Below are 21,793 nucleotides of genomic sequence, written 5' to 3' on the forward strand. Positions count from 1 at the left end.
TGATTGCCGGCAAGGCAGATTACCGAAAATAAAATCAAGAATGAGAGTATTTCTTATTATCACGTTCATGCTGCAGACAGCATTACTGTCTGCACAGGACCTGAAACCATTCAAACAGATTGAGGTGCAGATTACGCCATGGCACCGCATCCCGGCGCTGCTGAAGCTACCGGACAATCTGAAAGGCGGCAAAAGATACCCGTTACTTATTTGTCTTCATGGCAGAAGTATTGCGGGTACCGATATTACTAAAATCTTCCGGCAGGGCGTAGCGAGACAAATGCATGAAGGAAAGAATATTGATGCCGTTAATAAAGTAGATGGCAAAAAATATGAGTTTATTGTAATGGCGCCGCTGGCCACCAGTTGGTCACTTGGTCCGGAACACCTGGATGCGGCGATTACGGATGTATTGAAAAAATACCCGATCGACTCGTCCCGTATTTACATCACCGGGTACAGTGCGGGCGGATGGTCTGTTGCGATGGCCGTAACCGATAAAAGAACGGCAAAGCGCGTGGCCGCAGCCGTGAACATGTCTCCTGCCACTATTGATGCAGAGAACCTGAAAAGTTTCCAGGTAACCGCGCAGAACAATATTCATGTATGGTATTTCGGTGGCCGTGAAGAACCCGTGTTTCTTGGCAACTGTAAACTTTATGCGGATAGTACAAACAAATACAAACCGGGGCTGACCAAACTAAGCATCGGGGAGCATAAACACTGCTGCTGGGAACAATATTACAACCCTTCCTACCGGGAAGATGGTATGAATATTTACGAGTGGCTGCTGCAATTTAAAAGATAATCCCGTATGCCCAGGGTCGCTAAATGGATACTATCACTGGTGGGTGGCATTCTATTGCTGCTGATAGCGGCTTTCCTGTTCATTAAACACGGGCAGGAAACCGCGCCTCTCAATGAGCACACGCGCAAATCTGCACCGGGGCAGTTCATACGCCTGGAACAGGGACTTGTACATTACAGCCTGTATGGCCCCGACACCGCCCGGTTGCTGGTATTGATCCACGGAGGTGGCTGCAGTGGCATGGAAGTATGGAAGTTTAACATCCCCTATCTCCTGTCCAAAGGCTACCGGGTGCTTACTTATGATCTTTACGGCAGGGGCTATTCCGACCGGCCGGAAACGGTGTATGACCTTGGCCTGTACCGGAGGCAACTGATTGCTTTGCTGGACACATTACAGCTTCGCCAGTCATTTGATATGATCGCAATGTCAATGGGAGCCCCTATCGGGCTGGATTACGCCGCCGGCCACCCGGAACGTGTAAAACAGATCATATTGCTGGGACCAGCTGCCAGCGGCGACCTTCAGCCCAGCAGGTTGTTGCGGATCCCGGTTATGAGCGATATTTTAATGAGTGGTTACTGGTATCCCCGCTCAGTGGAGAACCAACGGAAAGAATTCGTCAATCAGCCGCTGTTCAACAGCTACGCGGAGCGGTTAAAATATTTTATAAATTTCAGGGGGTATAAGCGTATCACGCTGTCGTCCTGGATGAACATGCTGAATCAAAGCCAGCTTTATTTACTGAAGAAAATACCAGCCGGAAAAATATTACTCATCTATGGTAAACAAGACCCCTTTTTCTCAAAAGAAAAATTAAGTTCTTATACTGCTTTATACCCAACTTTAGAAGTACATGAAGTAGACAGTGCCGGGCATATGCCTCATTATGAGCAACCACAGGAGGTGAATGAAATGATGTGGAAGTATCTTGAAGGAAAAAAATAATGCCCGGTAAAAAAGAAAACAGCCGCCCGGATAACCAGGGCGGCTGTTTCATTATAGCATATTGCTGAATTGTCCGGATTAGTTTGTTCTATAGCCCGTGGTCAGCAATGCTGAACCGGATTTAGGCTGATAGAAATTGTTGGTGTCCACACCAGCATCCGCCACTGTTGCAAATTTGGAATTGGCATCTGCGCCGGTTCCCTCTGTAACAGACGCTCCATTTTCAGTGTATATATAGGCATTAGGAACAATTGTGCCGCCATTTACACGTGGTTGAATGAACGCGTTATCTTTAACGATCTGCGCTGCAGTCTGGCCGAAATAGCCGTTAATACGGAGAGACACGCCACCGGTTCTTGCAATGGTGTTGTTGGTGATTTGCACCACTGCCTTGTCGGTTCCTCTCAGGCTCACACCATCTCCCTGGTTATCTCTCAACAGGTTGTTATGGATAATGTGTGTGGCGCCATTTTCGCCGGATCCGTAAAACTGGATCAGTTCACCCCATCCATCGTGTACATAGTTGTCGTGCACGTTGGTGTTGGTAGTACGGCCGCCGATCAGGATGCCGCCGTTATGACCTGAATTATGCTGGCCACCCCAGTTAGTAACGGTGTTGCCATATATTTCCAGTTTGTCGATAGCGGCAGTCTGGATGCCATCTGCGCCACCATTTGAAACACTATTATTATAGATCTTTACATTGCGCCATTTAATGGGCTGCACATACTCCTGTCCGCTGGTAAACCCTGAAGGAGCACCATAGTAAGGGGCATTAGCAGTGAGGTTCCAGTAAAGGGCAGTGTGACCAATATAGAATGCTTCGTTGTTGGTACCGCTGATAGCCACATCGTGGATCAGCAGATTCTCCATGTAGGAATTAGGATACTGTGTGCTTACATCGCCCTTTACCGGGTCTGTTTTAGCCCATATCCCTGTGCCGCCGTTCTGTATGGTAACATTGGCGATCTCAAAATTATCGGTGTGCTGGCTGAGCGTAAAGTCGAAATATGCTTCCCTGCCTGTCTGGGTACTTCCTTGTACTACAAATTCAGATTTTGATTTTTCACCACCTGCTTTCACATAATGGCAGTTCACAAAACTGATGGCTGTAGCCCAGGAACCACCACTCCAGGATGGATTACCTATTTTAACTACGGTGCCACTGGCGTTTTTAACAATGATCGGGCTGCCTGAAGCGCCTTTCAGGTTATTAAAAACGATAGCAGAAAATGTTCCTTTCAGATTCAAAATTTCTCCGGCTTTGTAAATGCTCCCATCTACAACCAATCTCCCGTCTTTGTCGGGAACAAGCGTGTATTGCTTCCCGCCGACCGGGGGCTTTGCAGCAGTTTCAGTTGGATTATTTTCCGGTAGTACCTGGCTTAATTGATCCTTATTGCAACTTTCAGTTGTGATGACTAAAGCCAGAGCAACGGATACGAATGTAAACATAGACAATCGTGCGGTAATGTAGTGCCTCATGGTTTTTCAGATATTATATGGTTTCAATAAAAAGCTCACAATTACCCATTGGTAAATTGCAAATTGATTCAAGTGATATGGATTCGGTCATTCAAAAAATAATGCACTGCATACAATTGTCTCCGGAAACAATTTAAACGGTCCATTTTAATTTATGGCTGCGAATATCCAAGAATTTTGGATATAAAACAGCATCTTAACGGACGTCCACCGCGAAATATTATATGCCTGAAAAGGGGCTTTATGAGTTACAACGGATTTCAGGAAGCGAACTGACGTCTTTATGCATTTATTCCCAAATGGGCCGATCCGATAATGCGCTTGCCAGTCTTAAAACGTAGGCCAATCAATAATATTACTATTAAATATACTATAAAATCAATAGTAATATGTAACTTTTTTTGAACTTTTTATAAAAAAATTGAAAAACTTTTCCACATTCTAAAAATGTGATAAAATGAAGCACAAATGAATAAAAAGGTACAGGCTCTAAACAAAAAAGCCGTCTCAATAGTTGAAACGGCCAGTTTGTAATTATATATAATACTTCCGGGGTGATTATAAACCGAAAGCTGCTTTTACTTTGTCAACGTAATCCAGCTTCTCCCAGGTAAACAGCTCAACTTCCACACTCTTCTCGTGTTTCTTGCCTTTGTTGAATACTTTGGTAACCACCTTAGGTTCGCGGCCCATGTGACCATAAGCAGCAGTTTCGCTGTAGATAGGGTTGCGCAGTTTCAGTCTTTGCTCGATCGCATAAGGACGCAGGTCAAAGATCTCTTCAATCTTCTTTGCAATCTCGCCATCGTTCAGTTTCACTTTGGAGGTACCGTTGGTGTTTACATAAATACCGCATGGTTTAGCTACACCGATAGCGTAGGATACCTGTACCAGTATTTCGTCGCACACACCTGCAGCCACCATGTTTTTGGCGATATGACGGGTTGCATAAGCAGCGGAACGGTCTACTTTGGAAGGATCTTTACCGGAGAAAGCGCCACCACCGTGAGCACCTTTACCACCGTAGGTGTCTACGATGATTTTGCGGCCGGTTAAGCCGGTATCACCGTGAGGGCCACCGATTACAAATTTACCGGTTGGGTTGATATGGTGATTGATATCGAAGCCTTCAAATAGTTTTTGCAGTTCCGGTTTCAGCTGTGCTTTTACGCGGGGGATCAGGATATTGATCATATCTTCCTTGATCTTTGCCAGCATTTTCTCATCAGCATCGAAATCATCGTGCTGGGTAGAAATTACGATAGAATCGATTCTTACCGGTTTATTATCATCAGAATATTCGATGGTTACCTGGGATTTGGCATCCGGGCGCAGGTATTTGATTTCTTTATTTTCACGACGGAGTACAGCAAGTTCCAGCAACAGTTTGTGTGCCAGATCCAGTGCCAGCGGCATGTAGTTTTCTGTTTCGCGGGTAGCATAACCAAACATCATACCCTGATCTCCCGCACCTTGTTCTTCCGGAGATTTACGGTCAACGCCCTGGTTGATATCCGGAGATTGTTCATGTATGGCAGAAAGAATTCCACAGGAATTCGCTTCAAACATGTACTCACTCTTGGTATAGCCAATTTTACGGATTACTTCTCTTGCAATGTCCTGCACATCAAGGTATGCCTCTGATTTCACCTCACCTGCCAAAACAACCTGGCCGGTAGTTACAAGCGTTTCACAAGCTACTTTAGATTTTGCATCGTATGCCAGAAAGTTGTCGATCAAAGCGTCAGAGATCTGATCAGCTACTTTATCAGGATGTCCTTCTGAAACGGATTCAGATGTAAATAAATAAGGCATAAAAAACTGGGATTAGTAGTTTTATGGTTTAGTGTAAATAATTCTGAGCTTGATATTATACTGTGACAGGTTACTACCACCTACTTTCACACGGTTCAGATCCATGTACAACGGCGAATATCCTTCAAGCTTGAAACCCTTGTTGGGGTCCAGTTTCCTGATAAACCGCTGCATGGTATTGGCGAGGTTAAAGGTGTATTGCACCACCTGTACGCCTCCAAAGTTGGTAATCACCTGGCGGGTGCCGCCGAAATAGGCTGCGCCTCCTCCTGTATAATAGTCTGCGGGGATCTTGGTGGTATCACCGTTTGTATACTGGCGTAAAGATAAGCTTCCTGGTTCAATAAATATATTATTCATATCACTTGGGCCGGAAGTTATTTGTGTAATCACCAGCTCAGCTTTATTGATCAATACATTCGGGAAGTTTTCCAGACCAGGTATCGTCAGGTTGGTAAACAGCCCCGGTGCGGCGTTCAGGAAGAGGATACTATCCCCGTTCGGGTTGCTGGTATTGATAAACCTGGCGGCCTGTGAACCATTGTAATTACGGGTGAAGTAATTGGCATGGGCACTGGCATACTGATCGAACGACATGGTAGCGCGGAGCGAATCGGCTGTGGTGTTTTTATAGAACACCGTCAGCTTCGTGTTGGTATTGTTCAGGTTCAGGTAAATCATGTTCCTGTTGGTACCGAGGTTGGTATCCGGTACAATGGCAAACCCTTTCAGGTAAGCGCGGAAAGAGGAATCTGTGGCAAAGGCGCCATCAGACTTCTGGCTCAGCAGCTGATTACCGAAAGCGGTGCTCAGTTTAATACGCAGCTGGGCGGTTTCCTTGGTACCGTAAACGCTTACGGAGTCACGGAGCGACAGTGGCGTAACGGTAGCAGTACCCAGTAGCTCTCCCGGGTTATAAGCCAGGGCTTTGTTATAAGCGTAATTGGAGTCGATGGTGAACCCAGTTTCAGCCATCCGGTACACCCGGAAGGTTTGAGGTGAGGAAGAATCACCGGTATAGCCGCTGTAGCTCAGCGACAATACAACGGAATCCAGTGTTTGACCGGTACCTTCAAAGGTAAAGGCGCTTTTGGGTAACGATACCTGCGTGTATACGAAAGCGTGAGTCCTCCCAAAAACAGGGTCGGTGGTAACAGATCCCAGGATTTTATTATAGGCGTTTTGTCCGTTTAAAATAGAGGAATCATACCGGAGTATGTTATTGGCAATAATACCTGTGAGCGTTGTGTCCTGTGCATTCACAAAATCGCCGGGAGGAATTAAACCACTTCCCAGGATAGTGGATTTGTTACAACCGGTTGCTCCGTACAGCAGAGTAATATAGGTAGCTAAGAAGCTAAGGTTCCTGAAATTGATCTTCACGCGTTATGTTGTTAGTGAGTATTGGTTTTACTGCCCGAACATGCTTTTAATACGCTTTAAATACGCTTCAACTACGCTTTAAAGGTGGACTTGATGGTTATTTACCCAGCAGTTGATTATACAATTGCAGGTAATCGCCCAGATCATCGTTGTCTTTTTTAAACGGCAGAATGATCTTTCCTTTTTCCGCTTTCACTTCGTCCACTACTTTCTTTTCCAGTTTATCACCGGCCAGTACAACTGCGTCCGCGTATTTTGCCGCTCCCCTGTTCAGTGCAGTGTTGGTACCTTCCTTAAACAGCTCCATATCTTTTTCCTTGATCTGGTTACTGATTGTGGCCTTCTTAACAAAGGTAGTGCCTAACTTTTCCTTGAATGTATTGGGAGTCAGCGAATATATGATCTTTGAATTGGCAAAGACAGGCTCTTTTTTGTAAGCCGTTTTCAGATACATAGGTATCAGAGAGGTCATCCAGCCACTGCAATGAATGATGTCCGGAGGCCATCCGAACTTTTTCACCGTTTCCAGGGCTCCTTTGCAAAAGAAGACAGCTCTCGCTGCGTTGTCGTCAAAAAACTCTTCGTTTTCATCGGCAAACACAGTTTTACGCTTAAAATAATCTTCATTATCCAGGAAGTAAACCTGCAACCGGGCGTTTGGAAGCGAAGCCACCTTGATAATCAATGGGTAATCATCCCCGTCAATCACAATGTTGATCCCCGACAATCTTACGACCTCGTGCAAACGGTGTCTTCTCTCATTAATAATTCCAAATCTAGGCATGATCACTCTCACTTCCAGGCCAGCCTCATTGGACTTAATTGCCATTTTATTGACCATTGCCGCGTAATCACTCAATTCCAGGTACGGCGACATCTCTTGGGCAATAAAAAGAATTCTTTTCTTTGTGGACATTTAACGCTGATTATTAATGCAGTAATTTTTAATTTGGCTTGCAAAATTACGGATTTTTTACGGAATATTGGTCAATCTGTCAGTTTTAACATCCTTTTAAGCAATGATTTATGTATCTATTTAAGCGCAGCGCGGACCTGAAGAAGCACCTGGACCTGGTAAGAAAAAGCAACAAAAGCATTGGTTTTGTGCCCACTATGGGAGCCCTCCATGCCGGTCACCTGTCACTTATTCAGGCAACCCGGCAAAAAAATGATGTGGTCGTTTGCAGCATCTTTGTCAATCCAACTCAGTTTAATGATCCAAAAGATTTTGAAAAATATCCCATCACAATAGAAGAGGATATAAAAAAATTAAATAATATATCGACAGATATACTTTTTTTACCATCCGTAGAGGAAATGTATCCCGAAGGTCTGGAAAGCGATCTGCATTATGACTTCGGCGACCTGGAAACTATCCTTGAAGGCAAATTCCGCCCAGGGCATTTTCAGGGCGTGGGTCGTATTGTACACAAGTTACTGGATATTGTGCAACCTGACCAGCTTTTTATGGGACAAAAAGATCTGCAGCAATGTCTTATCATCCGCCGGCTCCTTGCCATAACCCATTCCCCGGTAAAGCTGGTGGTGTGTCCTACCGAAAGGGAAAAAGATGGTTTGGCCATGAGCAGCCGCAATGCGCGCCTCTCTCCCGCTGCCCGGAAAAAAGCTGTGGGGATCTACCAGGCCCTTCTTCACATAAAAGATAACTTCGGGAAAGGCCTTCACTTTATGGAAGGCGCCCATGAAGCTTTTGATACACTCAAGAAACAAGGCTTTGAACCGGAATACGTGGATATCCTCCGGCTGGATAATGATACCCTCGTTCCCCTGGATCAGCCGCCCGGAAATGCTACCGTAGTTGTTGCCGTTGCAGCCTGGCTGGATGGCGTCCGGCTTATCGATAATATGATACTGCAGGGCAGCCTCTAACCTTATCCCGCAAGGGATGCAGCAGACACTGCACTACTGCTGCATCCCCTGTTCGATCTTCCATATTTTTTCCCTAGCTTTGCAAACGCTCTATAGCGCTAAGCCAGTATAAATTATGCAAATCGAAATTTTAAAGTGTAAGATTCACCGCGCGGTTGTGACGGAAGCCAATCTGCAATATGTTGGAAGTATTACGATTGACGAAGACCTTATGGACGCCGCTGGTTTAATCGAGTATGAAAAAGTGCAGGTATTAAACGTAAATAACGGAGAACGCCTGGAAACCTATGTGATCAAAGGAAAACGTGGTTCAGGTGTGATCTGTATGAATGGTCCCGCTGCCCGTCTTGTTGCCCCAGGTGATATAGTAATTATTATTTCCTATGCCACTATGGATTTTGAAGAAGCGAAAAAATATACGCCTGTTGCCATTTTCCCCAAAGAAGGAAATAAACTGTAAACCCGTATCTGTACCTGTTTTTAACTAACGCCCTAAAACAACTTTGGATCATGCCCAAAATGCTTAAGAACGTCATTAAGTTTATTTGCTTTTTCGGCATCGGGGTGCTGTTGATATGGCTTTTTACCAAAGACATCACAACAGAACAATGGGAACAGATCAATACCGCTTTCCGTAAAGCCAATTACTGGCTGCTTATACCCACCATGACCATCGGTATTGCCAGTCACTGGTTCAGGGCCGTAAGATGGAAACTGCTGATGAAACCACTGGGTCATCAGCCCACCACACTAAACACCTTTTTTGCGGTAATGGTGGGCTACCTCGCCAACCTCGCGGTACCCCGCCTGGGAGAAGTAACCCGTTGCGGAATACTGGCCCAGTATGAAAAAGTGCCGGCAGACAAACTCGTAGGCACCATGATCGCGGAACGCGCAGTAGATATGGTTTGCCTGCTCCTGCTCATGGCCCTCACCGTACTCACCCAGCTGGATGTTCTCGGATCCTACGTCAACGAATCGATCTTCGTACCGGTATCCAATAAAATAGCACACGCCAATGGTATACAGCTGCTGATAGGCATAGTGATACTCGCCGGCATAATACTGCTTTTACTCTGGCTGCTGAAAAAATTTGCCAGATCCAAAGTAGCTATCACCATTAAAAACCTTGCAAGAGGTATCATGGAAGGCATTCTTTCTATCGGCAAAATGGAAAAGAAAGGCTGGTTCCTGATACATACGGTGTTGATCTGGTCCTGCTACCTGTCGCAGGTATACATCGGGTTCTTCTGTCTGAAAGAAACCAGCCACCTGGGCATCAGTGCAGCTCTCGCCGTACTGATGATTGGTAGTGTAGGCATGATCGTTACCCCCGGCGGTATTGGCGCTTACCAGCCCCTGGTACAGAAATCACTGGAGCTGTACGGCATCCCTTTAGCTATCGGCTTTGCCTTTGGCTGGATCATCTGGGTGGCACAAACAGTGCTGGTGATCCTGCTCGGCTTCATCAGCCTGGTGGCGCTACCTGTTTACAATAAAAAACTTCCTGCACGTAGTTAAGTTAAGCGAAGGGAAATCCCCTTCGCCACATTCTCCCCTATTTTCTTTAACTTTAATTTAATACTTCAATTAAAGCGAAAGCTGTATCATCGTGGTTTAGACGATGTGATTTTTTTGAATGTAAATAAGTTCGTATGCGTTTGCCGAATGGTGAGAACCTTGATATTATGACAATGCCCGAAGTAACAGTACCAAAAAAAACAACCAAGAAGCCCCTTACAGAGAAGAAGAAAATGATTGCCAGGGATATCAGCTGGCTCTCTTTTAATGCCAGGGTTTTACAGGAAGCAGCAGACAAAACCGTTCCATTGCATGAGCGTATCCGCTTCTTAGGCATCTTTTCCAATAACCTCGATGAATTTTTCAGGGTAAGAGTAGCTACCCTCAAACGCATGATGTCTTTCGGTAAAGCCGGAAAAATGCATCTCGAAGAAAATCCTGATAAAATACTGGATGAAATACAGGCCCGTGTAATTGAGCAACAGCGCGAATTTGACCTCGTGTGGAAAGATATTGCGGAAGAACTGGAAGCCCAGCACATCTTCATGCGAACGGAAAAGCAGCTTAACCGCGAGCAACAGAAATTTGTACTCAACTACTTCAATGAACAGGTACGCACCAACATCATTCCCCTGATGATTGAAAGCATACAACAGTTCCCTATCCTGCGTGATAAATCTATTTACCTGGCTATTGTACTGGCCCGCCAGGATAATTCTGTACGACAAAAATTTGCACTCATAGAAATACCTACCACTGTACTTCCACGCTTTATTATCCTGCCCTCCAAACCCGGAGAACATGATATCATCCTGCTGGAAGACCTGGTACGCTTCTGCTTACCCAATATCTTTTCCTATTTCGGTTACGATAAATTTTCCGCACACATCATCAAAGTAACGCGCGATGCGGAACTGGATATTGATAATGATATTTCCGACAGTCTTATTCACCAGATTGAAAAAGGACTGAAAGACCGCCGTAAAGGCAAGCCGGTAAGGTTTGTATATGACAAGGACATAGACCCGCTGCTGCTGGAATACCTGATGCGCAGACAGGGCCTGTCCGGAAAAGATAACCTGATACCAGGCGCCAGGATCCATAACTTCAAAGACTTTATGGATTTCCCGGAATCCATCTTCCCGCCTCATTTACACCGTAAAACCTTTACCCATCCGCTGTTTGTTAATGCGCCCAGCGTAATGCATGTAATACAACAGCAGGACGTAATGCTGCACTTCCCTTATCACTCGTTTGATACCATCATCGACCTGCTGAGGGAAGCCGCGATAGATCCGAATGTATCTTCTATAAAAATAACTGCGTACAGGCTTGCCCGTAATTCCAAAATAGTAAATGCACTGGTGAATGCCGTACGTAATGGTAAACAGGTAACCGTAGTACTGGAGCTGCGTGCGCGCTTTGATGAAGCCGCCAATCTCGACTGGAAATCAAGACTGGAAGAGGAAGGCGTGAAAGTGTTACTGGGTATCCCGAATATGAAGATCCACGCCAAACTGTGTGTGATCAAAAAACGGATTGGTACCAAAACACTGCAATGCGGCTTTGTAAGCACCGGTAATCTCAACGAAAGAACGGCCAGGGTATACGGCGATCACTGCCTGCTCACCACCAACCGCGCTATCATTGCTGATATGAACCGCATCTTTTCGTACCTGGAAAACGTCCGGCATGATATCAAAATCCTGCAGGGCTGCAAAACCCTCCCGGTTAGCCCGTTTAACATGCGCGATACCTTCCTCCGCCTGATGGACCGGGAAATCAAGAATGCGAAGCATAAAAAGAAAGCGGCTATCACCATTAAAATGAATTCACTTTCTGATGCTGGCCTCATCACCAAACTGTATGAAGCCGCGAAAGCCGGCGTGGAAGTAAAGATGGTAATAAGAGGTATCTGTTGCGCCTATACGGAAAATAAAAAGTGGAAAAAGAATATCACCGCTGTGAGTATTGTAGATGAATACCTGGAACATGCCCGCGTATTTATTTTTCACCACGGGGGTCAGGAAAAGGTATACATTGCTTCGTGCGACTGGATGATCCGTAATCTGGATCACCGTGTGGAGGCTGCTGCTCCTATAACGGACCCGGCTATACGCAAGGAACTGATAGACATCATGAATATTCAGCTCAGCGGTAATGTAAAAGCCCGTATACTGGACAACGAGCAGAAAAATGAATATAAGAAAGCAGGTGATAAAAAGATCCGCACACAGATAGAGATCTATAAATACCTGCACGAAAAAGAATACCATTAACTTTAAAAAGTTATACTTTTGCCCTTTTGATCTAACGACTGACAGATGAAATTAGCTGCGATTGATATAGGCTCCAATGCTGCCAGATTGCTCATCTCTGAAGCATCGCCGAACAGTGCGGGCGTAATGGACTTTACCAAACTAAACCTGGTAAGAGTACCGTTACGGCTGGGTTTTGACGTATTTAACAACCAGGTTATTTCAGACAAAAAGGCCACACATCTTATTGATACCATCCGGGCCTATAAGCTGCTGCTGGATGTATACGAGGTGAAATATCTCAAGGCATGCGCCACCTCTGCCATGCGCGACGCCAGCAATGGCGTGGGTATCCTGCAGGAAGTAAAAGCCCAAACCGGCATCGATATACAGATCATTACGGGTCAGGAAGAAGCTGCTTTTATTTACGAAAACCATGTGGCTGAAAACATGGATAAAACAAAGTCGTACCTCTACATCGATGTAGGCGGCGGCAGCACAGAAATCACCCTTTTCAGCGCGGGCAAACAAATCTTTAAAGAATCCTTTAATATAGGCACGATCCGGCTGTTGCAGCAACAGGTAACCGAAGCGCACTGGCAGCAGCTGAAGGACTTTCTGAAACAACAACTCAAAGGCATCGGCCCCGTGATTGCGATCGGTTCCGGTGGTAACATCAATAAAATATTCTCTCTCTCTAAACGAAAAGAAGGCAAGCCCCTTTCACTGGATACGCTGAAAGACTATTACAAGGAGTTCAGCGCCTTCACCGTGGAAGAACGTATTCACCTGTACGGCCTGCGGGAAGACCGCGCCGACGTGATTGTTCCTGCCCTGCAGATCTATGTAAATATTATGCGCTGGGCAGATACGCCGGAAATATATGTACCCAAGATAGGGCTTGCAGATGGCCTTATTCATGCCCTTTATGAGGAAATCGCGGTGAGTTCCTGATCCCCGGCCGTACATAAAAAACATTTTCTTTTATCTTTTTATATTGCCACCTTTGCGGTTATTGCTAACAGCTAAATGCTAAAAGCTCACTGCTTATGTCTGTGAATAAAGAAATAAAGCGTGTCACTACGCATATACTGCAGAAGATGAAAGTAGACGGGGAAAAGATCTCCATGCTTACTGCGTATGATTATTCTATGGCCCGCATTTTTGATGATGCAGGCATTGATATCCTGCTGGTGGGAGATTCTGCATCCAATGTAATGGCGGGTCATGAAACCACCCTTCCTATTACGCTGGACCAGATGATCTATCATGCCGCTTCCGTAGTCAGGGCTATTAAACGCTGCTTTGTGATCGTGGATCTGCCCTTTGGCTCTTACCAGGGGAACTCCAAAGAAGCATTGGGATCTGCCATCCGTATTATGAAAGAAACAGGCGCCCACGGTATCAAAATTGAAGGCGGCGAAGAAATCATCGAATCCGTAAAACGTATTATCTCCGCCGGTGTTCCGGTAATGGGCCACCTGGGACTTACGCCCCAGTCGATTTATAAGTTTGGTACCTACGCCGTACGCGCTACGGAAGAAGCAGAAGCCAATAAGCTGATCAAGGACGCGAAACTGTTGCAGGAAGCCGGCTGCTTTGCCATTGTACTGGAAAAGATCCCGGCATCACTGGCGAAGATCGTTGCCGAAACCGTGGAAATTCCCATCATTGGCATCGGTGCAGGCAGGTATGTGGATGGACAGGTACTGGTAATGCACGATATGCTCGGCATTAATAAGGAGTTCAAACCACGTTTCCTCCGTCGGTATCTCGACCTTTACAGCCAGATCTTTGGCGCCACCCAGGCATACATCAATGATGTAAAATCCAAAGATTTCCCGAATGAAAATGAACAGTACTGATTAAATGATAAGTAAGAATGACGGATTTGCAGAGAGATCATTATCTCCATACAAATTCGTCATTTGTATTTAATATAAATTCCCTATATTCGCTTCGCACTTTATAAGTTGAATGAACTACCTGTTAAACATACAACTCTCTTTACTCTCCTATCTGCGGAGCACCTGCTCCCATGTGCCATAGGTAGCACTTCCTTTCTTTTCCTTTCCTGCAGCGCCGCTTAGCGGTTTGTAATGCTATTGTATCTGCAATACTGACTTTCATCACAACAAGTGATTTGCATGGGTTTGTTTTCAATCCATCCGCAAATGCATTGGTTCGTGTATAACAGTAATGGGTATACGTAGTTAAGGGAAGCGTCATTTATTATTGTTTTATTCCGGAAGCAAAACATGCTTTCCTCTTCACTATAATTCCAAACAGATTATGAAACGTGTAATGATTATTGGCGCAGGTAAGATCGGCGAAACCGCGGCCTTCTTACTGCAACAGTCCGGCGACTATGAAGTAACGCTGGCCGACAGCAACAACGCCCTGCTGCAGAAATGCACCGACGCCCGTATCCGCAAAACAGTACTGGATGTAAACAATGCCACCTCGCTTCAGCAGGCATTGCAGGAACAGGACATGGTGCTGAGCGCCTGCCCCTTTTTCCTGAACGTAAAAATTGCTACCGCAGCCGCCAAAGCCAACACCCATTATTTTGATTTAACAGAAGATGTAGCTACTACCAATGCCATCCGCGAAATAGCCGCGCAGGCCAATGTAAGCTTCATGCCACAATGCGGACTGGCGCCTGGTTTCATCAGCATCGCCGCACATGATATTGCCAAACAGTTTGATACGCTGGACGCTGTTCGCCTCCGTGTAGGCGCGCTGCCACAGTTTCCTACCAACAGCCTCATGTATAACCTCACCTGGAGCACCGATGGACTGATCAACGAATACTGCAATCCCTGCGATGCTATTCACGAAGGCGAACGCAAAGAGGTAATGCCAATGGAAGGCTACGAGCGCTTTGCCCTTGATGGCGTGGAATATGAGGCGTTTAATACTTCCGGCGGACTGGGCGCCCTCGCTGAAATCCTGGACCGTAAAGTGTACAATCTCGATTACAAAACAGTGCGCTATCCTGGTCACTGCCAGCTAATGAAAATCCTTTTGAATGAGCTGAAACTCAATAAAAAAAGAGAAATGCTGAAGGAGATTATGGAAGATAGCATACCTTTCACCCAGCAGGATGTTGTATTGGTTTTTGTATCTGTATCGGGAATGGTGAACGGCCGCTCTGTGCAACGCTCCTATTCACGCAAGATCTATAACCAGGCGGTGTCTGGCAGGGACTTTACCGCCATACAACTTACCACTGCCGGCGCGGCCTGTGCAGTGATAGACCTGCATGCGAAAGGACTGCTGCCAGCCAATGGTTTTGTGCGCCAGGAAGACGTAGCATTTAATGACCTGATCAACAACCGTTTTGCGGTATATTATAACTAGCCCTAAAAGCTGTATGTCATGTTAAAAGATGTTTTAAACGGGCTGATGGAGCGCTATCAGCAAAGGGTTCCGGATGTTGGAGCCGTTATCGCCGCCATGATAAAGGAAGGCATTATTACGCAGGCAGACGATATAGAGAATGACCACATCGCCTTCCGCACAATGGGTGTACCACAGCTCGGGGTACAGTCGCTCGAGAAGATATTTCTCCATTACGGCTATACGAAAATGGATAAGTATCACTTCCCTGCCAAGAAGCTGGATGCGTGGTGGTATGCTCCGTCGGAGCCGCAATACCCGCGTATCTTTATCAGTGAGCTGCGGGTGGCCGAACTGAGTGCTGCTGCACAAACCATCATCCATCATTATACGGATGAAGTGAAGACTGACCCGGTGAATGCATTGGACCTCGACGACAGCAAGGCTGTAGATGCCTTCCTTCACAGCGCCCTGTGGCAAACCCCTACCCTGGCGGATTACAAAGTATTGGCCGCGGAGAGTGAGTATGCCGCCTGGGTGATCTACAACCGTTATTACCTCAATCACTTTACCGTAAGCGTACATAATCTTCCTCCGGGATATAACACCGTGGCCGATTTCAACCAGTTCCTGGAGAAACATGGCTTTCATCTCAACGACTCCGGTGGTAAAATTAAAACCAGTCCGGATGGCAGGCTGCTGCAAAGCGCTACAGTAGCGGGCATGATCACTGCTACTTTTTCTGGCGGGGAACAATTCCCCATCGCCGGCTCCTATGTGGAGTTTGCTGAAAGAAAGGTACTCCCTGCATTTGCGCATTTACCTGCCAGCGAAATACGCCGGGAACACCGCAGGGAAGGTTTTGAAGCCGGAAACGCCGATAAGATCTTTGAAAGCACCTACGCCGCCCAAACAAAAAAAAGTTCCTAATTTAGTTTATTAATACACCAACAATGGAAGACATCTTAAAAGCATTTGGCATCACTGCGGCACAGAGTGGTATCAGCACGGGAACCCACTGGTTGCCGGCTCACGGCGAGGAAATCACCTCGGTTTCGCCGGTAAATAATAAGAAGATTATTACCGTCAGAAGCGCTAACCGGGAAGATTATGACCAGGTGGTTGCCGTAGCCCAGGAGGCTTTCAAAGAGTGGCGCACATGGCCGGCGCCCAAAAGGGGCGAAATAGTACGACAGATCGGGGTAGCCCTCCGTGAACATAAAGAACATCTTGGGAAACTGGTATCCTATGAAATGGGAAAGAGTTTGCAGGAAGGATATGGAGAAGTACAGGAGATGATCGACATCTGCGACTTTGCAGTGGGCCTCTCCAGGCAGCTGCATGGCTTAACGATGCACTCTGAGCGTCCGGGTCACCGGATGTATGAGCAGTGGCATCCGCTGGGTATTACCGGTATTATTTCCGCCTTTAACTTCCCGGTAGCAGTTTGGAGCTGGAACTCCATGCTGGCATGGGTTTGCGGAAACGTATGTATCTGGAAGCCTTCTGAAAAAACACCTGTTACGGCCTTAGCCTGTCAGCATATAGTAGCCAATGTATTCGCCGCCAACAAGGTACCTGAAGGCGTTTCCTGCCTGGTAACCGGCAACCGTGATGCAGGTGAATGGCTGGCGCACGACAAACGTATTCCGCTGGTTTCCGCCACCGGATCCACCCGCATGGGTAAAGCCGTAGGAGCTGCCGTAGGCGAGCGTTTAGGACGATCCCTGCTGGAGCTGGGCGGTAATAATGCCATCATTATTTCACAGGATGCCGACCTGGATATGTCGCTCATTGGCGCCGTGTTTGGTGCAGTGGGTACCGCCGGGCAGCGTTGCACCTCTACCCGCAGGCTCATCATCCATGAAAGTGTGTATGATGCGTTTACCGCGCGGCTGGTAAAAGCATATGCTCAGTTGCGTATCGGCAACCCGCTGGATCAGCACAACCACGTAGGTCCTTTAATCGACAAAGCCGCCGTGGATGCTTATCTCAGCTCAATAGAACAGGTAAAACAACAGGGCGGTTCCTTTCTCGTGGAAGGCGGTGTATTGTCCGGCCCGGGTTATGAATCCGGATGCTATGTGAAACCCTGCATTGCAGCGGTGGAAAACACTTACGCCATAGTACAGCACGAAACCTTTGCGCCTATTTTGTACGTCATGAAATACGCTACGCTGGCTGAAGCCATTGCCATGCAGAATGATGTGCCGCAGGGGCTTTCCTCCGCCATCATGACGCTGAACCTCCGCGAAGCAGAACAGTTCCTTTCAAATGCAGGATCCGACTGTGGTATTGCCAATGTAAATATCGGCACATCCGGCGCCGAAATAGGCGGCGCTTTCGGCGGTGAAAAAGAAACCGGCGGTGGCCGTGAAAGTGGCTCCGATGCGTGGAGAGCTTACATGCGCCGGCAAACCAATACCATCAACTATTCCAACAGTCTCCCACTGGCACAGGGCATCAAATTTGATCTCTGATGCAAATAAATCAGCTATCCGTTTGCAGGTACAAATACCCCAAAACGGATAGCTGACAACAATATTTTTACTGTAAATTTTTCCGGATCATCCAGCTCCGAGGCGCTTGCCCCGGAGCTTTTAATTTTCGTGACAGGAGATGCTACCCGATCAGATTTTTAAAAGCGGTTGATAAAATTACTACGTGTCAAAAACGTTTCAGCAACCTGCGTTGCTTTTCTCTACATACACCGACGGCGGCAAGGTTTTAAAAATAGTAGCGAGGTTAGAGAACCCCGCTTTTCGTTAAACGGAAACCATGCTTATGAGAAAAGTTAGAAATGGCGGGAAGCCATTAGAAACTCTTCCGGATATAAATATTAGACTTTTTTTTGAATATTCATATTCAACTTTTGTGCTACTGCCGTATTATTACCACTGTGTTTCACCACTAAAACCTGCCCGGACCCTTTATCATACAGTGTTTTCATGATTTTACCCTTTACGCCCGCATGCTGTAACATCGCAGTAATATTTTCGGGAACGCTGCAAATAACAATCGTTTTGCCCTTATTTTTCTTTATCATGTCTTTAAGGGTGGCGGTTGTTTGCTCGGGATCACCGTTTAACCGGAAGTAGTCCAGCTGCTGCTGGTGCGCCTTTGAGAGCGGGGTAACCGTTTGCACGGCACGGTTCAGATAGGTGGTGTAAATGGCGGAGATCTCCGTTCCTTCCAGGGAAGACGCCAGTTGGGTGGCCTGTTCCAGCCCTGTGGCACTGAGGCCGGGATCTGCTGATGGGGATGATTCCATTTCCGCAGCATTCACAAAAATGAGGGTGGTTACTTCAGGTTCAGCGGCAGACACAGGTGTGCCGGTAGCCAGCAAAGTGGCCATGAGAACAGCTTTCAACATGATTGGTAGATTTAAATAAATGAAATACGATACCTGTAATAATCCCGAACGAAGATCTGGCAGATGAGGGGTATGAGGAATAAGAACAGGTTAAAATTAAGACAGCCGGGAACAATTGCAAAAGGGATTGTGACAGGTGGTTACGGGCTATGTCCGGCAAGCAAATCAGGATAAGATAGACGTAAACAATGCCCGTCCCCGGAATGCCCGGAAAACCCTCCAATCTCCCAATCAACCAATATATAGCGCGTTTATCATTAAAATTTAATGTTATACCGCTTTTTCTATACCTTTAATCTTATCATCATGATATTTTTAGTTGTTTTTTATAGGGAAAATTATTGAACATGAAATTGTTAAGCCGAGAGGTTGCAGTCCTGGCAGGGTGTGTTGCATTGATGACTGCATTTACAACAAATACTGAAGCGCAGAGTAAACCCCAGATACCCAAAAACTGGCAGTTGTTGAGTTACGATACCGACAGTGTATTTGGTACGTCAACAGAAAAGGCCTATAAGGAATTGTTAAAAGGGAAGAAAAGTACACCTGTTATTGTGGCGGTGATCGACTCTGGTATTGACACCACGCATGAAGATCTCAAAAGCATACTGTGGACCAACACCCGCGAAATTCCAGGTAACGGCAAGGATGACGACCGTAACGGATATGTGGACGATATTCATGGCTGGAACTTCCTGGGTGGTAAAGACGGCAGCAGCCTGAAAGAAGACTCTGAAGAAGCCGCCCGTGAATACTACCGCTACAAAAGCCTTTATGGCAACCCGGATTCCGCACTGGCAAAAGATTCAAAAGAATATGCCATCTGGCAGCAGTTGCAGTCGAAAATTGAGAAGCCCAATTCCCAGTTTAAGATGCAATACAAAAGCATGTCGAAGCTCCAGGAAAACGTGAACAAATGTGAATCCATCCTGAAAACCTACCTGGGCAAGGATGATTTCAATGTAGCCCAGCTGGACAGTATTCAAACAACCAACCAGGATGTATTGCTGGCGCGTAATTTCATGAGCCGTTTGCTGAAAAGCGCCGGTGATGAACCCGCTACTTTCGGCGAGTTCAAAATGGAATTCGACGAATACATGAATGAACTGAAGCGTAAGGCAGAAAGTACAGAAGTAGCGCCAAACGCCAACAGGGAAAGGATTGTAGGCGACAACCTCGACGATATCAACGATAACAAATACGGCAACAACGACGTGATGGGTACCTTTGGTTTCCACGGTACGCACGTTTCCGGTATCATCGCAGCCGCCAGGAACAATGGCGTAGGTATGGACGGCGTGGCCGACAATGTGCGCATCATGGCGGTAAAAGCCGTACCGGATGGCGATGAAAGAGATAAAGATGTGGCCCTGGCCATCCGTTATGCGGTAGACAATGGCGCACAGATCATCAATATGAGCTTTGGCAAGCCGTTCTCGCCTCATAAGGATTGGGTGGATGCGGCTATTAAATATGCAGAAGAAAAAGGCGTATTGCTGATACACGCAGCCGGTAACGACGGCAGCAACAACGACTCCGTTGCCAACTATCCTAACCCCAATTACCTGGATGGCACCATTGCCACCAATGTGATTACTGTAGGCGCAAGCAATACAGGATTGGGCAACGATAAAGTGGCTCCTTTCTCTAACTATGGTAAGAAAAGCGTGGATCTTTTTGCGCCTGGTGTGCAAATCTACTCTACTATTCCGGGTGGCAACAAATACGGCAGCGCCAGCGGTACCAGCATGGCCAGCCCTGTGGTAGCGGGCGTAGCAGCACTGGTACTCTCCTATTATCCGGAACTCAGCGCCAGGCAGCTGAAATATGTACTGGAAAAAAGCGCAACACCATTACCGGGTGGTACTGCTGAAGTAAATAAACCAGGTACATCTGATGAAAAGGTAAATTTTGCGGATCTGTCTATCACCGGTGGAATGATCAATGCCTATGAAGCATTAAAGCTGGCGGCTACTATCAAAGGTGAAAATGTGAAAGGTAAAAAACAGCACAAGGCAAAAATAAAGGCTATCAAAAAGAACTAATTCAATCAGTATAAAAAAGGGCGGGAATTTTATCTTTTAAGATAAAATTCCCGCCCTTTTTTTATGTAATTATTTAACGAGACGAACGCTTAGCGGATACTTGTAAGATTCGCCCTTATTGGCTTTCACGGCAGCAATGATACTAAAGATCACATTCAGCAACCATAATACACCGAGCAGGTTTGTCCAGCCCCATGTACTATAAAACTCCCCTCTTGCATGACGCCAGAAGCTGGTAAGCGACCAGAAGCCGGTTACAATATTATTGATCAGGTTTACAATCACCGCTGCAATACTCAGGGTGATCTGAAAATTGATCGCTTCTTTTCCCTGGTTATCTACAAAAGTTGATTCATTCCTTTTGATAAGCCAAAAAACAAGTACGCCAATGATGTTACCGACGGTAGGTAATATCAGCATACCAATAATTCCCCCCAGGTGTACAAGGGTTCCCCAGGTTCGTTCATCATTCTGATTCATAAAATAGAGATTAAATATAATGCGGGAAGTTAACAGCTTATTTCAGGATATCAAAAAAGAGAAGAAAAAAAACTACAAACCTGTAAGCCGGATTCTGTTTCTGCCCCGGCAAGCCGGGACAGATTGCTATCATTTATCTGCGACAACGTTCGCACGTTGTCTGTATCTGCCTACCCTCGGTCATCGGGCGAGCAGCCCTCAATCGACCGTATACATGGCATTTCAGCACGCAAGGTTTACCCGCACAAACAGTTACCTGCCTGCACCGTGGGCTCTTACCCCACATTTTCACCCTTATCTGCCGAAGCAGACGGTTATTTTCTGTGGCACTTGCTGTTCCCGGTTTGCACCGGGACCCACCCGTTAGGTGGTGCGTTGCTCTGCGCTGTCCGGACTTTCCTTCCCACTGAACAAGTCAGCGAAACGATAGCACGGTTTGTAGTTG

At 46.4% G+C, this 21,793-nt stretch carries 18 protein-coding genes and 1 other RNA gene; 12 read left to right on the top strand and 7 right to left on the bottom strand.

Going from position 1 to position 21,793, the window contains the following annotated elements; genetic code table 11:
- Positions 1-40 precede the first annotated feature (40 nt).
- Positions 41-808 (top strand): carboxylesterase family protein, encoded by a 768-nt coding sequence (locus tag B5Z18_RS00295; protein WP_079467425.1) that lies wholly within the window; start codon positions 41-43, stop codon positions 806-808.
- Positions 809-814: 6 nt separating this feature from the next.
- Entirely contained in the window at positions 815-1,756 is a 942-nt protein-coding gene (locus tag B5Z18_RS00300) for an alpha/beta fold hydrolase (protein ID WP_079467426.1), read from the top strand.
- 78 nt (positions 1,757-1,834) lie between these two features.
- On the opposite strand, the gene B5Z18_RS00305 is transcribed toward B5Z18_RS00300, so the two are convergent.
- From B5Z18_RS00305 to B5Z18_RS00320, 4 genes are all read right to left on the bottom strand, one after another.
- On the bottom strand, positions 1,835-3,241 hold the full coding sequence (locus B5Z18_RS00305) for a right-handed parallel beta-helix repeat-containing protein (protein ID WP_227024526.1): 1,407 nt from the start codon (positions 3,239-3,241) through the stop codon (positions 1,835-1,837).
- A 558-nt stretch (positions 3,242-3,799) separates the two neighbouring features.
- Positions 3,800-5,056 (bottom strand): methionine adenosyltransferase, encoded by a 1,257-nt coding sequence (metK, locus tag B5Z18_RS00310; RefSeq protein ID WP_079467428.1) that lies wholly within the window; start codon positions 5,054-5,056, stop codon positions 3,800-3,802.
- A gap of 21 nt (positions 5,057-5,077) precedes the next feature.
- Entirely contained in the window at positions 5,078-6,439 is a 1,362-nt protein-coding gene (locus B5Z18_RS00315) for a DUF4270 family protein (protein ID WP_079467429.1), read from the bottom strand.
- Between the two features lie 97 nt (positions 6,440-6,536).
- Positions 6,537-7,355, bottom strand: a complete 819-nt coding sequence (locus B5Z18_RS00320; RefSeq protein ID WP_079467430.1) for a glycogen/starch synthase — start codon at positions 7,353-7,355, stop codon at positions 6,537-6,539.
- A gap of 110 nt (positions 7,356-7,465) precedes the next feature.
- On the opposite strand from B5Z18_RS00320, the gene panC reads away from it, so the two are divergent.
- The 9 genes from panC (at position 7,466) to amaB (ending at position 17,930) form a co-directional block, all read left to right on the top strand.
- Positions 7,466-8,329: a pantoate--beta-alanine ligase gene (gene panC, locus B5Z18_RS00325; RefSeq protein ID WP_079467431.1), complete on the top strand. Its 864-nt coding sequence runs from the start codon at positions 7,466-7,468 to the stop codon at positions 8,327-8,329.
- Between the two features lie 115 nt (positions 8,330-8,444).
- Positions 8,445-8,789, top strand: coding sequence for an aspartate 1-decarboxylase (panD, locus tag B5Z18_RS00330; RefSeq protein ID WP_079467432.1), 345 nt, complete (start codon positions 8,445-8,447; stop codon positions 8,787-8,789).
- Between the two features lie 50 nt (positions 8,790-8,839).
- Positions 8,840-9,850 (top strand): lysylphosphatidylglycerol synthase transmembrane domain-containing protein, encoded by a 1,011-nt coding sequence (locus B5Z18_RS00335; RefSeq protein ID WP_079467433.1) that lies wholly within the window; start codon positions 8,840-8,842, stop codon positions 9,848-9,850.
- 134 nt (positions 9,851-9,984) lie between these two features.
- On the top strand, positions 9,985-12,129 hold the full coding sequence (gene ppk1 / locus B5Z18_RS00340; protein WP_079467434.1) for a polyphosphate kinase 1: 2,145 nt from the start codon (positions 9,985-9,987) through the stop codon (positions 12,127-12,129).
- A 45-nt stretch (positions 12,130-12,174) separates the two neighbouring features.
- Positions 12,175-13,062 carry a Ppx/GppA phosphatase family protein gene (locus B5Z18_RS00345; protein ID WP_079467435.1) on the top strand — a complete coding sequence of 296 codons (888 nt, stop codon included), beginning with the start codon at positions 12,175-12,177 and terminating at the stop codon, positions 13,060-13,062.
- A gap of 95 nt (positions 13,063-13,157) precedes the next feature.
- Complete coding sequence (panB, locus tag B5Z18_RS00350; protein ID WP_079467436.1) at positions 13,158-13,973, top strand: 3-methyl-2-oxobutanoate hydroxymethyltransferase; 816 nt, start codon at positions 13,158-13,160, stop codon at positions 13,971-13,973.
- A gap of 427 nt (positions 13,974-14,400) precedes the next feature.
- Complete coding sequence (locus B5Z18_RS00355) at positions 14,401-15,471, top strand: saccharopine dehydrogenase family protein (RefSeq protein ID WP_079467437.1); 1,071 nt, start codon at positions 14,401-14,403, stop codon at positions 15,469-15,471.
- Between the two features lie 18 nt (positions 15,472-15,489).
- Positions 15,490-16,380, top strand: a complete 891-nt coding sequence (locus B5Z18_RS00360; protein WP_079467438.1) for a DUF1338 domain-containing protein — start codon at positions 15,490-15,492, stop codon at positions 16,378-16,380.
- A gap of 23 nt (positions 16,381-16,403) precedes the next feature.
- Complete coding sequence (gene amaB / locus B5Z18_RS00365) at positions 16,404-17,930, top strand: L-piperidine-6-carboxylate dehydrogenase (RefSeq protein ID WP_079467439.1); 1,527 nt, start codon at positions 16,404-16,406, stop codon at positions 17,928-17,930.
- A 359-nt stretch (positions 17,931-18,289) separates the two neighbouring features.
- Here the strand turns inward: amaB and B5Z18_RS00370 are convergent, their stop codons facing one another.
- The gene (locus B5Z18_RS00370; RefSeq protein WP_079467440.1) at positions 18,290-18,823 is read right to left on the bottom strand and encodes a phosphoglycerate mutase family protein; all 534 of its coding nucleotides are present in this window, start codon (positions 18,821-18,823) and stop codon (positions 18,290-18,292) included.
- A gap of 347 nt (positions 18,824-19,170) precedes the next feature.
- Between B5Z18_RS00370 and B5Z18_RS00375 the strand changes: the two genes are divergently transcribed.
- Entirely contained in the window at positions 19,171-20,868 is a 1,698-nt protein-coding gene (locus tag B5Z18_RS00375; RefSeq protein ID WP_200817180.1) for a S8 family peptidase, read from the top strand.
- 69 nt (positions 20,869-20,937) lie between these two features.
- On the opposite strand, the gene B5Z18_RS00380 is transcribed toward B5Z18_RS00375, so the two are convergent.
- Together B5Z18_RS00380 and rnpB are read right to left on the bottom strand one after the other, a co-directional pair.
- Positions 20,938-21,348: a DUF4870 domain-containing protein gene (locus tag B5Z18_RS00380; RefSeq protein ID WP_079467441.1), complete on the bottom strand. Its 411-nt coding sequence runs from the start codon at positions 21,346-21,348 to the stop codon at positions 20,938-20,940.
- Positions 21,349-21,415: 67 nt separating this feature from the next.
- Positions 21,416-21,791, bottom strand: an RNA gene (gene rnpB, locus B5Z18_RS00385) — RNase P RNA component class A.
- Positions 21,792-21,793: the final 2 nt, after the last annotated feature.

Origin of the sequence: Chitinophaga ginsengisegetis, assembly GCF_900168065.1 — a bacterium.
GTDB classification, from domain to species: Bacteria; Bacteroidota; Bacteroidia; order Chitinophagales; family Chitinophagaceae; genus Chitinophaga; species Chitinophaga ginsengisegetis.

Coding starts and splice junctions, on each gene's coding strand:
- B5Z18_RS00295 (WP_079467425.1), top strand. CDS start 41: ATGAGAGTATTTCTTATTATCACGTTCATGCTGCAGACAGCATTACTG.
- B5Z18_RS00300 (WP_079467426.1), top strand. CDS start 815: ATGCCCAGGGTCGCTAAATGGATACTATCACTGGTGGGTGGCATTCTA.
- B5Z18_RS00305 (WP_227024526.1), bottom strand. CDS start 3,241: ATGAGGCACTACATTACCGCACGATTGTCTATGTTTACATTCGTATCC.
- metK (WP_079467428.1), bottom strand. CDS start 5,056: ATGCCTTATTTATTTACATCTGAATCCGTTTCAGAAGGACATCCTGAT.
- B5Z18_RS00320 (WP_079467430.1), bottom strand. CDS start 7,355: ATGTCCACAAAGAAAAGAATTCTTTTTATTGCCCAAGAGATGTCGCCG.
- panC (WP_079467431.1), top strand. CDS start 7,466: ATGTATCTATTTAAGCGCAGCGCGGACCTGAAGAAGCACCTGGACCTG.
- panD (WP_079467432.1), top strand. CDS start 8,445: ATGCAAATCGAAATTTTAAAGTGTAAGATTCACCGCGCGGTTGTGACG.
- B5Z18_RS00335 (WP_079467433.1), top strand. CDS start 8,840: ATGCCCAAAATGCTTAAGAACGTCATTAAGTTTATTTGCTTTTTCGGC.
- ppk1 (WP_079467434.1), top strand. CDS start 9,985: ATGCGTTTGCCGAATGGTGAGAACCTTGATATTATGACAATGCCCGAA.
- B5Z18_RS00345 (WP_079467435.1), top strand. CDS start 12,175: ATGAAATTAGCTGCGATTGATATAGGCTCCAATGCTGCCAGATTGCTC.
- panB (WP_079467436.1), top strand. CDS start 13,158: ATGTCTGTGAATAAAGAAATAAAGCGTGTCACTACGCATATACTGCAG.
- B5Z18_RS00355 (WP_079467437.1), top strand. CDS start 14,401: ATGAAACGTGTAATGATTATTGGCGCAGGTAAGATCGGCGAAACCGCG.
- B5Z18_RS00360 (WP_079467438.1), top strand. CDS start 15,490: ATGTTAAAAGATGTTTTAAACGGGCTGATGGAGCGCTATCAGCAAAGG.
- amaB (WP_079467439.1), top strand. CDS start 16,404: ATGGAAGACATCTTAAAAGCATTTGGCATCACTGCGGCACAGAGTGGT.
- B5Z18_RS00370 (WP_079467440.1), bottom strand. CDS start 18,823: ATGTTGAAAGCTGTTCTCATGGCCACTTTGCTGGCTACCGGCACACCT.
- B5Z18_RS00375 (WP_200817180.1), top strand. CDS start 19,171: ATGAAATTGTTAAGCCGAGAGGTTGCAGTCCTGGCAGGGTGTGTTGCA.
- B5Z18_RS00380 (WP_079467441.1), bottom strand. CDS start 21,348: ATGAATCAGAATGATGAACGAACCTGGGGAACCCTTGTACACCTGGGG.